At 71.9% G+C, this 12,809-nt stretch carries 17 protein-coding genes; 5 read left to right on the top strand and 12 right to left on the bottom strand.

Annotated features, from left to right (window positions below; genetic code table 11):
* Positions 1-44: 44 nt before the first annotated feature.
* The 8 genes from OG556_RS35330 to OG556_RS35295 form a co-directional block, all read right to left on the bottom strand.
* On the bottom strand, positions 45-251 hold the full coding sequence (locus tag OG556_RS35330; protein WP_331743504.1) for a hypothetical protein: 207 nt from the start codon (positions 249-251) through the stop codon (positions 45-47).
* Between the two features lie 102 nt (positions 252-353).
* Positions 354-1,670 carry a helix-turn-helix domain-containing protein gene (locus OG556_RS35325; protein WP_331743501.1) on the bottom strand — a complete coding sequence of 439 codons (1,317 nt, stop codon included), beginning with the start codon at positions 1,668-1,670 and terminating at the stop codon, positions 354-356.
* Between the two features lie 25 nt (positions 1,671-1,695).
* The gene (locus tag OG556_RS35320) at positions 1,696-2,142 is read right to left on the bottom strand and encodes a hypothetical protein (RefSeq protein WP_331743498.1); all 447 of its coding nucleotides are present in this window, start codon (positions 2,140-2,142) and stop codon (positions 1,696-1,698) included.
* Positions 2,135-2,629 (bottom strand): hypothetical protein, encoded by a 495-nt coding sequence (locus tag OG556_RS35315; RefSeq protein WP_331743495.1) that lies wholly within the window; start codon positions 2,627-2,629, stop codon positions 2,135-2,137. The genes OG556_RS35320 and OG556_RS35315 overlap by 8 nt, the downstream gene beginning before the upstream one ends.
* The gene (locus OG556_RS35310) at positions 2,626-2,835 is read right to left on the bottom strand and encodes a hypothetical protein (protein ID WP_331743492.1); all 210 of its coding nucleotides are present in this window, start codon (positions 2,833-2,835) and stop codon (positions 2,626-2,628) included. Before OG556_RS35310 ends, OG556_RS35315 begins: the two co-directional genes overlap by 4 nt.
* Before the next feature lie 61 nt (positions 2,836-2,896).
* A complete protein-coding gene (locus OG556_RS35305; protein WP_331743490.1) occupies positions 2,897-3,781 on the bottom strand; it encodes an IS5 family transposase in 885 nt (294 codons plus the stop codon).
* A 35-nt stretch (positions 3,782-3,816) separates the two neighbouring features.
* Positions 3,817-4,251 (bottom strand): hypothetical protein, encoded by a 435-nt coding sequence (locus OG556_RS35300; RefSeq protein WP_331743487.1) that lies wholly within the window; start codon positions 4,249-4,251, stop codon positions 3,817-3,819.
* A 91-nt stretch (positions 4,252-4,342) separates the two neighbouring features.
* Positions 4,343-5,527 carry a helix-turn-helix transcriptional regulator gene (locus tag OG556_RS35295; protein WP_331743484.1) on the bottom strand — a complete coding sequence of 395 codons (1,185 nt, stop codon included), beginning with the start codon at positions 5,525-5,527 and terminating at the stop codon, positions 4,343-4,345.
* 115 nt (positions 5,528-5,642) lie between these two features.
* On the opposite strand from OG556_RS35295, the gene OG556_RS35290 reads away from it, so the two are divergent.
* Both OG556_RS35290 and OG556_RS35285 read left to right on the top strand, forming a co-directional pair.
* The gene (locus tag OG556_RS35290) at positions 5,643-6,191 is read left to right on the top strand and encodes a flavoprotein (RefSeq protein WP_331743482.1); all 549 of its coding nucleotides are present in this window, start codon (positions 5,643-5,645) and stop codon (positions 6,189-6,191) included.
* A gap of 112 nt (positions 6,192-6,303) precedes the next feature.
* Entirely contained in the window at positions 6,304-6,477 is a 174-nt protein-coding gene (locus OG556_RS35285) for a hypothetical protein (protein WP_331743481.1), read from the top strand.
* A gap of 402 nt (positions 6,478-6,879) precedes the next feature.
* Here the strand turns inward: OG556_RS35285 and OG556_RS35280 are convergent, their stop codons facing one another.
* The 3 genes from OG556_RS35280 to OG556_RS35270 form a co-directional block, all read right to left on the bottom strand.
* Positions 6,880-8,163, bottom strand: a complete 1,284-nt coding sequence (locus tag OG556_RS35280; protein WP_331743479.1) for an Ig-like domain repeat protein — start codon at positions 8,161-8,163, stop codon at positions 6,880-6,882.
* A gap of 244 nt (positions 8,164-8,407) precedes the next feature.
* Positions 8,408-8,677 (bottom strand): hypothetical protein, encoded by a 270-nt coding sequence (locus tag OG556_RS35275; protein WP_331743477.1) that lies wholly within the window; start codon positions 8,675-8,677, stop codon positions 8,408-8,410.
* A 142-nt stretch (positions 8,678-8,819) separates the two neighbouring features.
* Positions 8,820-10,010 carry a lipase gene (locus OG556_RS35270; RefSeq protein ID WP_331743475.1) on the bottom strand — a complete coding sequence of 397 codons (1,191 nt, stop codon included), beginning with the start codon at positions 10,008-10,010 and terminating at the stop codon, positions 8,820-8,822.
* A 194-nt stretch (positions 10,011-10,204) separates the two neighbouring features.
* Here OG556_RS35270 and OG556_RS35265 point away from each other — a divergent pair, with 194 nt between their 5' ends.
* Together OG556_RS35265 and OG556_RS35260 are read left to right on the top strand one after the other, a co-directional pair.
* On the top strand, positions 10,205-11,305 hold the full coding sequence (locus tag OG556_RS35265) for a sensor histidine kinase (RefSeq protein WP_371523083.1): 1,101 nt from the start codon (positions 10,205-10,207) through the stop codon (positions 11,303-11,305).
* Entirely contained in the window at positions 11,299-11,991 is a 693-nt protein-coding gene (locus tag OG556_RS35260; RefSeq protein WP_331743469.1) for a response regulator transcription factor, read from the top strand. The genes OG556_RS35265 and OG556_RS35260 overlap by 7 nt, the downstream gene beginning before the upstream one ends.
* Here OG556_RS35260 and OG556_RS35255 read toward each other — a convergent pair.
* Complete coding sequence (locus tag OG556_RS35255; protein WP_371523194.1) at positions 11,940-12,185, bottom strand: hypothetical protein; 246 nt, start codon at positions 12,183-12,185, stop codon at positions 11,940-11,942. The two genes, OG556_RS35260 and OG556_RS35255, sit on opposite strands and share 52 nt — an antisense overlap.
* A gap of 183 nt (positions 12,186-12,368) precedes the next feature.
* Here OG556_RS35255 and OG556_RS35250 point away from each other — a divergent pair, with 183 nt between their 5' ends.
* Complete coding sequence (locus tag OG556_RS35250) at positions 12,369-12,743, top strand: hypothetical protein (RefSeq protein ID WP_371523082.1); 375 nt, start codon at positions 12,369-12,371, stop codon at positions 12,741-12,743.
* Positions 12,744-12,809: the final 66 nt, after the last annotated feature.

Below are 12,809 nucleotides of genomic sequence, written 5' to 3'. Positions count from 1 at the left end.
GAGCGAGTGGAAGAAGGGGGTGGAGCCGATGAGAACGCCGACGCCTACGGGGCGGCGGGCAGGTCCGGGGCGGTGTCCGCAGCCACCGGACGGGCGTCGACCTGGTGCTGTACAGCGACGCCCAACAGGACGAGCACGGGCACGTGCAGGGTGGCCCAGGAGGCCGTCAGGAAGACACCGAACCGGTCGCGGTTCGACGGCGCGGCGTGCCGGGGGCCGGTGGAGAGCGGGGAGGTGCTGGGTGTCGGCATGGCGGGAGCCTCCGCAGCCTGGGACGGGTTGACTGTCCCAGTGAACTACCGGTTCGCTGCCGCGATCCGTAGTCGGATTACGGCCCGTAGTCCGACTACGGGTCAGATCAGCTGCACACCTGCCCGAGCGGCGAAGTCGCGCACTCCCGGAAGCCGGCGGTCGTACCGCAGCAGACCGACAGCGAGGTCACGGACGGCACCCCGGCGAACCTCCTGCGGGGCCGTCTCCTCGGCGGCGAGCAGGGCCCGGTAGCACTGCTCGTGCTTGCCCCACTGGTCGAAGGCGCGGGCCACGTCCGTGAAGAACCTGGCCTGCCGTTCGGCGGTCGGCAGCGCGGCCGGGGCGATCGTCCTGGCGAGCTCGATCGCCCGGCCGGCGTCGCCGAGTTCGTAATGCACCGACAGCTCGTGGAGGGCGACACCCTGGACACCGTCCGCGCGGCCGGACGTCCGGCTGGCAGCAGTGGCGCTGTCGTTGGCCTCCCTGATGAGGGCGTGAGCGTACGACCGGTCGCCGGACTTGGCCGCGGTGTAGGCGGCGGTGGCGTACAGGTCACCGCGCACGGCCAGGCGGGCGGCCTCGCCTACCGAGGCGTCGGTGAGCAGATCCTCGGCGGCGAGCACCACGATGTCGGTCGCCCGGGCCAGGCTGCCCTGGCGGCGCCAGGAACTGGAGACCATCCGCTGGGCCTCGGCGGTGATCAGCGGGTCGCCACCCAGCCGTGCGGCGGTCAGGGCGCGGTCCGACGTCACCGCCACCAGGTTGTTGTCACCGATCTTGATGCTCAACCTGGCGGCGACGTTGTAGAAGCGGGCGACGTTCCGGGCTCGTTCCTCCGCCGTACCGACCATGCCGGCGGCCACGATCCGGCCGGGCAGCGCCTGCGCGAGGACGTCGTACCGGGCCGACCTGAACTCCTGGCGGGAAGAGGTGAGCGAAGCGTCGACGGACCCCAGGGTCGGCTCGATGGGAGGAGCCGGGATCCTGCCCGGCCCGTACACCAGCAGGTCCTCCAGGCCGGACAGCGGTGAGGGCGCCTCGGCACGGGCGACTTGCAGGCCGGCGACCGGGGCGGCGAGGGCGGCCACCGCCAGGGTCAGGAACGGGCGGCGACGCACATCGTCCTCCTCGGCACCGGAAGTCGTCGCCAGCGTAGCCGAGCTGACACGCCGGCGCGGTGATCTCGGCCGCTTCGCGGCCGGTTGTGGCAGCGCCAGGAGCTGGTCGATCCCGACGCCCAAGGCCGAGGCCATCCGTCGTAAGAGTTGCAGGTCGTGGACCTGCTGGACATCCCGCTCGACCTGCGACATCCAGTCCTCGCTGCGGTCGAGCTCCGCCGCCAGGCGGAGCTGTGTCCAGCCGAGCACCGAACGACGCAGCGAGACGAACCTGCCGAACGTGGCGTCGCCGTCGGTCACTGTTCCCCCTGGCCCTGTCCCGTGATCACGGTTCACCTGCCGGCGCGGAGACACCGGCCTGGCCGTCCACGGTCTCCGGCTCCGCCCAGACCAGCGGGTGGCCTCCGGCATACCGGTCGAAGACGTTCTTGCCCTGGTGCAGCACAAGCAGGAGGCGGCAGATCGGCGCCATGGCGACGATGTCGAGCACGCCGAGGTGCAGCGGCCGTGCGACCAGGTTGCCGCCGAGTCGCAGGGCGTCGCGGACGAGGACCCGCATCGGGGTCCGGGGCGCCGAGTGCCGGTACTTCTCCTCGGTCGCGGCGAGCAGGAGCGCGAGATGGGCGGTCAGCTCCTCGTACAACGCGTAGAGGAGGTCCAATTGGGGTCCGGTGAGTTCCTCGCCGGCCAGGGCTCGTTCCGAGAGGGCGTCCGCCTGGCCCACCGCGCGCAGAACTCCGGCCACGTCGATGTCGAGCAGGGGCTCAGCCACAGGTCGCTCCCCGGCGTCGGCCGGCCAGGATGAGGTGGGCGACGAGGTTGGGCTGGCACAGCAGGGCGGGGGAGTCCATCTGGACGGACCAGAAGGCGCGGGTGCCGTCCTCGCGGGTCAGGCCTGGCCGCGGCACGGCGACGGTCTGTCCCCGGCCCAGGCAGGGCACGTCCGAGAGGTTCCAGTGCCGCGCCGTGCCGGCCGGGACCAGCGCGAAGTAGGCGTCGTACGAGTCGTAGCAGAACACCGGGCCGCCCAGCACGCGGCTGAGGTAGCGGTCCACCTGCCGACGTTGGTCGGTACGAGCAGCCGCGTGGACCTCGGCGGCCGGAACGGGCACCACGGCGAACAGCACGCCGGCGGGCAGCAGCGCCAGACCGTCCTTCTTCCAGTCGTTGAAGGCGAGTCGAGGCACCAGGGCCGCGCAGGCGAGCCAGTGCGCGACTGCGCGCTGCCGCTCGGCCGCGGTGGTGAGGTGCGGGATCACTCGACCCCCTCCTTCGACGTCGGCCCGCTTTCCAGGTGGGTCGCGCAGAAAACCGGGTCGAAGTCGCGCTCGGCGCCGGCCTCGTCCACGACGCTGCTCCTACCCGCCGGACGCAGCGGCGCTTCGGTGCTGTTGCACCTGAGGCACGCCTTGCCCTCCACCTGGGCCTCACCGGCCAGCACCTGTAACTGCTGACCGCTGCTCACGTGGAGGGTGACCCAGCGGGATTCGACCGCGCGCCTGAGAAAGTGTTGGGTAATCGGGTGATCACTCGTTCTTGAGGTCGTCGGCGAGGCGGCGGGCTGCTTCGGTCTCGATGGGGCCGCGTGGTTCGACCTCCTCGCCGGCGAGGCGGGCGGCCATGAGCCGGATCATGGCGACCTTGATCATTGCTTCGGCGTGCGCGGTCTTGCGCTCGTAGTCCCGTGCCAACCGTCTGCACCGTCCCAGCCAGGAGAATGTCCGCTCGACCACCCACCTGCGGGGCAGCACCTGGAAGCCTTTCACATCAGCATTGCGCGGCACCGCGACGATCTCCAGGTTCTCGCGGTCCGCCGCCCAGCCGACCAGGCCCGCATCGACGATGTTGACGTAGCCGCCGTCGACCCAGACGAGCCCGACCTGCGGGAACAGCTCCCGGATACCGGAAAGGACGAGCTTCGCGCCCGCCCGGTCCTGCACCGAGGCCGAGTGCACCACCGCCCGCAGGACCAGCCCGCAGGTGTCCACGAGCAGGTGCCGCTTGCGGCCCCGCACGCGCTTTCCCGCGTCGTAGCCGATCGCCTCGCCGCCCTGGTGGCTGCGGGCCGACTGCGAGTCCAGCACCGCCGCCGAGGGCTGCGGATCCCGCCCGTCCGCCACCCGGACCCGCTCGCGCAGCGTCTCGTGGACCCGGTTCCACGTGCCGTCGGCCGTCCAGGCGCGGAACCACCGGTAGGCCACGTCCCACGGCGCGAGGTCATGCGGCACCAGGCGCCACGCACATCCGCTGACCAGCACGTACAACACGGTGTCCACGACCAGCCTGCGCGGGAACTTCAACGGCCGCCCTCCCCGACGCGGATCCCGCTCGGGCAGCAGAGGCTCGATCACCAGCCACTGGGCATCCGTCAACGACGAGTCGTAGGAAGGCTTGCACGCGCAGACACACATGGCGGTGATCGTCGCGGATGCCTCGACCGCGACGATCACCGCCAGTGCATCACGCCACGAAGTTGATCAATTACCCAACACTTTCTGAGGGCGGAGGCGAGGAGCACCGGGTCGACGAGCCGATCCGGATGGCCGGGATCCGGCGGTACGAGCCAGTGGGGACCGGGCGGTCCGATGACCAGGATGCCCGGACCCGCGACGTAGTCGCCGAAGCTGAGCAGACGACCCCCGGGCAAGTCGGCCTCGATGCCGCTTCGCGGCGGCACCAGGAAGTAGATCCGGGGCTCACGGCGGCTGCCCCAGATCACCGGCCCGGGACGGTGCACGGTGACGCCTTCGAGGATCGAGAGGGCTTCCAGACCGAGCTTCTGGCCGACGGCGACAGCGTCCCAGAACGTGCCGCCCTCGACGGCGACGACCGTGTCGCCGGGAGGGGCCCATGTGCTGGCGGGGCCGAACGAGCGGGGCATGCGGTAACTCCTGTCATGTCGGTGAATCCGTCACGAACAAGGTCGAGCCGCTGGAAGTCGAGAACTCACACAACCGTGTGTTAGTCCACGGTCACATTCCGATCCACGAGGCGTAGTTCGCCATCGACTCGGGGAGCCGACGCTGTGCCCGGAGCAGACCGGCCACCGTTTCGCGGACGGTGGAGCTGTGCCGGGACTGCTGCGGGGCGAGGCGGCGGGCGTCGAGGAGACGGCGGAAGGCGGCGTCGCCCTTGCCGGTCCAGAGCAGAGCCCGGGCGATCTCTGCGTGATGGTGCGCGGCACGGCTGGCGGGCCAGGAGTCGGGGATCTCGATGGCCCGCGCGACTATCAGGGCCTCGTGGTAGAGCATCTGGTCGATCAGGCAACTCGCCCGGTGGGCAGCGACGTTGGTCGGACCGAAGGCCAGCCAGAGGAGCTCCGGGACCTCACCGGTTCGCACCGAGATGGACTCGGCCTCGGCGAGGTTGCCGGTGATCGCCTCGGCGTCCCCGTTCCGGGCAGCGAGCACCGCGATGCCGAGGTGCACCTGACCGGCCACGGCCTCCCGCTCGATACCCGGATCGGCCTGCGCAGCGGTCTGCCGGGCCAGTTCCGCGATACGGATGCCGGTCCGGTACTGGCCGGCTCGTAGGTAGGCCAGTGCCCGGTTGTACTGCCTGATCGCTCCGGTCACGGCGTCGGAGGCCCGCTCGGCCGCCCAGCCCATGCGATCGAGGGAGATGGACGCGAGGTCCTGGAACCCGAGCTTGCTGGCGAGGTCGTAGCCGGAGCGGTACTGCATGGCGAGGGCCTGCCAGGCGCGCCGGTCACCGGTGCTGTGTGCCGCGGTCGTGGTCTCGGTGATCAAGCCGGGCAGTTCTGCGGCCGCGCTCCGCAGGTCCGACGCGCGGATCAGGCGGCACACCCGGTCGGTGTGCGCGACGAGGTCCTCGATCGGGCGCGGGGCGACGTCCGGGTCGGCGCCCAGGTCGAAGACGTCGAGCGACTCGCGGATGGGCTGGATCAGCCCGTCGAGCTGGTCGCGCCGCAACTCCTCGATGTACGGGCGTCCTTCGAGATCGGCGACGGGCACGGACAGCGCTCGGGCGATGGACGCGACGACTGCCGGGCTGGCCTGTCGCTTGCCCTGCTCGATCTGAGCCATGTGGGATGCCGAGATCGCCGCTTTCAGGGCGAGTTCGGTCTGGGTCATGTGCCGAAGCTTGCGGGTCTGTTTGATCCGTTTGCCGATGGTGTCGGGCGTGAAGTCGGTCACGGTGCGCCCCTTGCGAGTCGGGCCCGGTGATCCGACGGTAGCGCCAAGTAGCCGTAGACCTCAGGCAATTCGGCCGGGTTGCCGAAGCCTGTTCCCGCAGGGTTCGATGACCTTCATGTCCGCCACGCGCCCGGTCCTGTACCTCTTCGGCTCCGCCGCCCCGCCCGTCCTGGACGTCGCGCACGTCGTGCGCCAGGCGCAGGACAGGGGGTGGGACGTGGCACTCGGGCTCACGCCGACAGCGGCGAGCTGGCTCCAGGCCGAACTGCCCGAGCTGGAGCGCCTGACCGGTTACCCGGTGAAGTCCGCCTACCGTCGGCCAGGCGACCCGGACGTGCTTCCGCCCGCCGACGCCGTCCTCTTTGCTCCCGGAACGATGAACAGCATCAACAGCCTCGCGCTCGGCATCACGACCTCCTGGGTCATCGGGTACGCGGCTGAGGCGATCGGCAAGGGCATCCCGCTGACGGTGATGCCGTGCACGAACACGGCGCTCACTGGGCATCCCCAGTTCTTGCGCAGCGTCACGACGTTGCGCGACGCCGGGGTCCGGGTGCTGCTCGGGGAAGGGGGCTTCGTCCCGAACATCCCGGGGCAGGGGAAGCCGGAAGCGTACCCGTGGGAGGCCGCGCTCGCGGCGGCCGGAGAATCCGTTCGGCGTTGATCTTCTGAGGCGCGGGGCCCGGCCAGGCCCCGCGCTGGAGGCGTCTGCGGTCGACCGGCTCGAAGCTGACCCGGGTGGTCATCTGTACCCGAGCACCACGAACGGAGAGCCCGTGACCAGAACCACCGAGCACACCAACAGCGCCCCGGCCCCGATCACCACCCCGGTTCCGGCCGGCTCCGACCCGCTCCTGCAGCTGGAGTACGAGACCCAGACCCCAGCGGCCCGGAGGCAGTCCGCGGCCTGCTGCACCCAGCCGAACTCGCGCTGCGCGGCATGCCGGTGACGTGCTCCGCCTGCCGGGCCCGCCGCGACTGGCTGCTGCTCAACCACCGCCGCAACGTCTGGGTGCGGCGGGGCTGCGGAGACGAGTGGCTGGAGCCGGAGATCACCCGCAAGGACTTCGACGCGATGATCGCCAACCCGACCTGGACCCACCACCCCGACACCGACCCCGCGCGGGTGGCCCTCGGCTTCGACGGCACCTTCGCCGGCAGCTACCTGGATCAGGGCGGTCCTTCTCGTTCTGGTGTGACTGAGCACTTCATTCGGCGGTTGAGCAGCCCAGTCGCGGAACTCAAGGCCCGGCTCGGACGGCACCTGGGACTGTTCGGATCTTTGTCACCTGGTCGCGATACCGCAGTGCGTGGCCCCGCCCCGCAGCGGGGCCGACGCTTCTGCGGCGTTCTCAGGCCGTCACCGTTACCGTGGTGGTCTCAGGGCTGGTGCTGTTGCCCTGGTAGACGGTGTCGCCGCTGTAGACGGCGGTGATGACGTGCGCACCAGCGGTCCGGAAGAAGACGACGCGCCCTGCGGCGGCGCAGTTTCGGAGATTGAGGATCAGGCGTGCCGTGCCCAGGGTCGTGCCGGTCGTGGTGTCGGTGAACGTCACGGTGCCGGTGGGCGGGGTCGTGGCGCCCGTACCGGCCGGGCAGACCAGGTCGTCGAGCACTACCGGCAGGCCGAGCCGGACCTGCTGGGGCAACGCGATCAGGCGCGTTTTCACGGGCTTGCCCGGGGTGGTGTAGCTGATGGTGATGCTCGGGGTGGCGCTGGTGGCGGTGGGGCCGGTGCCGCCGGCGGGGACGAGCGACGAGCCTCCGCCGCCGCCGCCCCCGCCGCCGCTCGGGCTGATGAAGGGGTTGATGTTGCCGCCGCCGCCTCCGCCGTAGTAGCCGCCGCCGCCGGCACCGCCGGTCAGGGAGGCGCCCGGGCCGCCTCCGGTGCCGCCGGTACCGAGCGTGCCGGTCCCACCGCCGAACACCCCGCCCCCGCCGGTGCCGCCGGCCCCGCCCTGGGTGGACGTCCCCGCCCCGCCGCCGTTTCCTCCGTTGCAGGTCGCGTTCGTGCCCGGCTGGCCGGCGTCTCCGCCCGGGCTTCCGGTGCACTGGCCGGCCCAGCCGGCTCCGCCGCCGCCCGCGGCCACGATGAGGCGGGAGTCGGTGGTGGTGAGGGGCGTGGTGCCGGGCTGGGTGCGGACGTCGGAGGCGCCGCCGCCGCCTCCGCCGAAGTGGGTGCTGCCACCGCCGTTGAACCCGCCGGTGCACTGCGCGCTACCAGCGCACGGGGCGCCGCCGGTGGCGGTGCCGCCGACTTCGACGTAGAGGGTCTGTCCCCCGGAGAGCCCGGTGAGGGTGCCGGACACCTGGGCGCCCCGGCCGCCGCCGACGCCGTTGTCCTCCACGCCGCCGGCCCCGCCGATCGCCGTGACGTCGACCTGCGTGACACCGCCGGGCACGGTGAACGTCTGCTCGGCGCCGGTGGAGGCGAACGTACAGGTGGTGGTGGGGCCGGACACCGTGCAGGTGCCCTGTGCGTGGGCGGGCGCGGGCAGCGCCAGCGGGGCGACGGCCGTAGCGCAGAACACGGCGGCCGCCACGGCTGACACCCGGCTCCGCCGCCCGGACGAACCGGCGTGGTGCCCGTGCGTCGAGCTTGGCCGGTCGGCGACCTCCGACAGTGGGTATGTCACGATCAACTCCAGAAAAGGGAAGAGGGTCTCTCGGCGAGGGATCGCCTTCCGTCACTGTCGATCACACGGGCGGGGTCGCGGTTGCCCACCGAGCTGACACACCGCCGGTTCACACCGGCGGCCCCTGGCCGGGTGTTCGGCAGCACCCGAGTCCGAAAGTGCGATCACAGCCCCGAAGGAAGCGCACGGGTGCCGGGCCCTGATTCGCCACCAAGCGCTCAGCCTCGCCAACTGGGGCACTCGGTCACATCTGGTCAGCATCCCGAATCGGGAAGGGCTGTTGGGGGAGCCGGCGGGCGGTGGCCAGCTGGTGAAGGCTGAGCCGGACGGCGGCCGGGCGCAGGCCGAGGTCGGCGGCGAGCCCCTCAGGGGCGAGATCGGGTTCGCGCCGCAGGCGTTCGAGGACGGCTTGGTCGGCCTGGTTCTCGGTGGAGCGCACGGTGCGGTAGGCGGCCAGCGCGCCGCAGCCGAGGGCGAACAGCCCTGCGGCGCACACCGCGTACGTGCCGGTCACCGCAGCGCCGATCGCAGCGACGGAGCACGATCCTCCCTGTGAAGCCGAGGACACCGACGACCCTCTCTCACCGGACTCCGCCCGATGAACGCCCCGGAGTGGTACCTCGGAGCCCGGACGGGCGGGGCCGGCGCCAACGCGTTCACCGGGCGTAGTCGACCTCGGGGAAGTCGGGGGAGGGACCGTCGAGCAGTCGCCCCTGGCCGCGGAGGTGGAGGTCGAAGAAGGCGCGCGGGTAGGCGCGTTGGAACGCCTGTGCCCGGTGCCCGGGAATCGTCCCGACCTCGTCCTCCAGATCGGGCGGTGACATGCCCAGGAGAGGGGCGATCAGTGGTAGGAGCAGCACATCGTCGCCGAACGACTGGTGCGCGGCTCCCCGTACGGTCAGGTGCAGGCGCCAGCCGCGTAGATGCGACCAGAACGCGCGCAGGGCGGGGTTGCTCTCCATGCCGCCCTTGCCGGGGGTGTCCACGACCAGGAACGGACGGTCGAGCCCGGCGTCCACCACCGGGCCCGCCGCGCCCCCGTCCAGGCTCATTCCCGCCGTGACCCGCCCGTCGGTGAGCATCGTCGCGGCGGTGGTGGCGCCGCCCAGGGAGTGGCCGAGCATCCCGACGCGCCGGGGGTCGAGCGCCCCGCGGATGCCTGTGGGCAGCGGGGTGCGGCAGACGCCGGGGTGGCCACCCGAGCGGAGGACGGCGAGCCGGTCCAGGACGAAGCGGATGTCGGCGGTACGGACCGCGAGGGCCTTGGCGTAGTCGCTGATCCCGCCCAGCGGATTCGTCTCGACGCGTCCACCGGGGAAGGCGACCGCCGCCGCGTCGTAGGTGTGGTCGACGGTGACCACCACGAAGCCGTGACTGGCGAGGTCTTCCGCGATGCCGGTGCCGAACGACCGTGACGCGTCGGCGCCGGGAGAGTAGAGCACGACGGGCAGGGGGCCGGGTGGGCCGCCGACGGGAGCGCCCTCGTGGCCGTGGGTGCCTCCCAGCCGTACCCGGCCGGGAGGCAGGCCGAGGAGGCTCAGGTACCGGTCGGCCGCCGCCGGAGGCATCCAGGGAACGGTGGGGCGGTCCGCGCAGCCGCTGGCGGGGTACCAGATGCTGATCATCAGCTCACGGCAGGGGCGGGAGGGCACCCAGGGGTCCGGCCGCGTGGTGTCGGCCAGGTGCAGCGCGATCGTACCCAGCGGGTACGGTCCGTTCGGGGCGGGCAGTTGGAACCGCACGGGTTCCTCCTGCCCCGGTCGTGCGACGGCCACCGGCGCGAGCGGACCCGGGATCAGGGCGGCGGCCAGTGCGGCGGACGAGGACAGCAGTGTTCTCCGATTCATGGCTCCACTGTTCCGCCCGGTGAGCCCGGCGGCTTCGCCCCCGGGGAGGAACCCGGTGTCAGCCCAGGAGGGTACGACGGGCATCAGCCGTGCGGATGACTCAGCCCAGGAGATGACGTCCTCCGGGCTGACAGGCCCCGGGCGCCTGTGTGGATAGCGTGGCCGGCATGGGCGACGGGGAGTCACGGCCGCTGGTGGCCAGACGTCTGCGGGACGGACAGTGGCACGGCGTGGACACGGTCGCGGCCGTGTTCCTCGCCTTGGGGTTCGGCGCGAGCGAGACGCGGAGCGGTGGCTGGGGCGCGGGAGCCGTGGCGGCGGTGGTCTGGCTGCCGGTCGCGGTGCGGCGTAGACGGCCCGTCCGGGTTCTGTACACGGTCCTGGCCGGAGCGGTCTTCGCCATGGCGTTCACCGGATGGGAGGAGTCCTGGGTCCCCGTCGGGGTCGCCCTGTACTCGGTGGCGGTGCGGGAACCGCCGCGCCGGTCCGCGGCGGCGCTCGGCTGCTCGCTGGGCGCCGTCGCGGCGGCCATGGCCCTCGTACCGCGACCGGTCCCGGCCTCCGGGGTCGCATGGGGCGTCGTCTTCGCGTCCTTGATGATGACCCTGCCCTGGCTGGTGGGCACCGCGCTGAGAGAGCAGCGTTCGTACGCGGAACTCGCCGCCCGGCAGGCCGTGACGGACGAGCGCCTGCGGATCGCCCGCGAGCTCCACGACGTGGTGGCCCACCATCTGACTGTCATCGCGGTCCGGGCCGAGGTGGCCTGTGCGGTGGCCTCCACCAACCCGCAGGAGGCCGAGCGGACCCTCGCACTGGTCGGGACAGCGGGCCGGACGGCGCTCACCGAGATGCGCCGGATGCTCGGCGTTCTGCGATCACCCGGTGACGGAGCCGAGTTGGGGTCCGCCCCCGGTCTGGCGGACCTGCCCGTGCTCGCGGACGGCGCAGGCCCGCGCGTGGAGCTGTCCGTCGACCCGGATCCACCGCTCCCCCCGGGTGTGGAACTGGCGGTCTACCGGATCGTTCAGGAAGCCCTCACCAATGTCGTCAGGCACGCGGGATCGGCGGACTGCCGGGTGAACCTGTCCCGGGTGGGTCCCGAGGCGGTCGAGATCGAGGTCGTCAACGACGCGCCTCCCCGGCTCCCGTCCCGGCGTCCTGGCAGCGGGCACGGACTCATCGGGATGCGGGAGCGGGCGGCCATGTGCGGCGGGACCCTCTCCGCCGGCCCCCTGCCGACGGGCGGATTCCGGGTGCATGCGCGGCTGCGCTGCGGATCGGAGACAGCATGGTGAACCGGCCGGTCCGGGTTCTGATCGCCGATGACCAGGCGCTGTTGCGGGCGGGCTTCCGCCTGCTCATCGAGAGCGTGCCGGACCTCGCCGTCGCGGGCGAGGCCGTCAGCGGCGAGCAGGCCGTCGAACTCGCCCTGCGGCTACGGCCCGACGTCGTGCTGATGGACATCCGGATGCCGGGCATGGACGGTCTGGAGGCCACCCGGCGCATCTGCGCGGACCCGGACGCCGACGGCACCCGCGTGCTGGTCCTGACCACGTTCGACCTGGACGAGTACGTGTACGCGGCACTCCGCGGCGGAGCCAGCGGATTCCTCCTGAAGGACATCCTCCCCGCCGACCTGCTGACAGCCCTGCGGGTGGTCGCCTCCGGCGACGCCCTGCTCGCGCCCTCGGTCACCCGCCGTCTGATCCGCGAGTTCGCCGGACGCCACGAGCCGCGCCCGCGGCTTGCCCGGGAGCTGGCGGGCCTGACCCCGCGGGAACGGGAAGTTCTCCGACTGGTGGCCCGGGGACTGCCCAACCGCGTGATCGCCGAGCATCTGGGGCTGAGCATCGCGACCGTCAAGACACATGTCCGGCGGCTGCTGGCCAAGCTCCAGGCCCATGACCGGGCCCAGATGGTCGTCATCGCCTATGAGACCGGCGTGGTCACTGCGGGTGGGGGCCTCCCGTCCACGGGCTGACGCCTCCCCGGCTGGGACGGTGGATCCGACTTGAGCAGCGTGATCAGCGGGCAGGTTCGTGGCTGGTGCAGGTCGATCCAGTGGCGAGGCGCGCGTTGTCCGTCCGTCCCCGCGGAACAGGCACATCGCAAGGACGAAGCCCGTGCCGGCAGCCGGCTCCTTCGTAACTCCCGCCGACCCGTCGCATCGACCACCTCATCCGCCAACTCCGGTGGAAACACCCTCGTCAACACACCCAGCGCGATCTGGTCCACCAACCGCACACCCGAACTCGACTGATTCCCACCCACACCGATTCAACGAGCCAGGAGCCCCAAGGTCAGCAGCATTGCGCCTACGTCGCCAACAACAACGACCACACCGTCTCCGTCATCGACATGTTCGTGTCGAACCTGATGGCACTGGTCTTCGCCGGGATGGTCGTCTTCGCCTCCCTCGCCCGGGGCGAGGACCACAGGGCCGGGGCGAGGGGCCGCGCGTACGCGGCCACCACCTGGCTGTCCGCCACACCCGGCGCCCCGCCCGTCGACGCCCAGGCACACGCCCGCACCCTCTACGTCACCGTCTGCACCCCCGCCGCCCTGCCGCCCGTCGACGTTCTGCTCGCCGACCTCGGCGGGCAGGTACCGGACGGCGTGCCAGTGGTGGTGACCGCCGGATCGAGGTCGGCCGGGTCGGTGGCTGACAGCGCGAACCATCCGGGTCGCACGGCGGACGGGGTGGTGGCCGCCGCCCGTACGCTTCGCGCCTGACCCGGATGTACCGGCCCGACGGGATTGCCCCGGGCGCGCCCTGGGCAGGGATCGCCGAGTTGACTG

Origin of the sequence: Kitasatospora sp. NBC_01300 (assembly GCF_041435235.1) — a bacterium.
Classification (GTDB): Bacteria; Actinomycetota; Actinomycetes; order Streptomycetales; family Streptomycetaceae; genus Kitasatospora.
Note: the sequence above shows the minus strand (reverse complement) of the source record. Positions and strands in the feature narration are given on the sequence as shown.

Bases quoted from the DNA above. Each gene is read 5' to 3' on its own strand.
- OG556_RS35330 (WP_331743504.1), bottom strand. From the start codon at position 251: ATGCCGACACCCAGCACCTCCCCGCTCTCCACCGGCCCCCGGCACGCC.
- OG556_RS35305 (WP_331743490.1), bottom strand. From the start codon at position 3,781: ATGTGTGTCTGCGCGTGCAAGCCTTCCTACGACTCGTCGTTGACGGAT.
- OG556_RS35300 (WP_331743487.1), bottom strand. From the start codon at position 4,251: ATGCCCCGCTCGTTCGGCCCCGCCAGCACATGGGCCCCTCCCGGCGAC.
- OG556_RS35290 (WP_331743482.1), top strand. From the start codon at position 5,643: ATGTCCGCCACGCGCCCGGTCCTGTACCTCTTCGGCTCCGCCGCCCCG.
- OG556_RS35270 (WP_331743475.1), bottom strand. From the start codon at position 10,010: ATGAATCGGAGAACACTGCTGTCCTCGTCCGCCGCACTGGCCGCCGCC.
- OG556_RS35260 (WP_331743469.1), top strand. From the start codon at position 11,299: ATGGTGAACCGGCCGGTCCGGGTTCTGATCGCCGATGACCAGGCGCTG.
- OG556_RS35250 (WP_371523082.1), top strand. From the start codon at position 12,369: ATGTTCGTGTCGAACCTGATGGCACTGGTCTTCGCCGGGATGGTCGTC.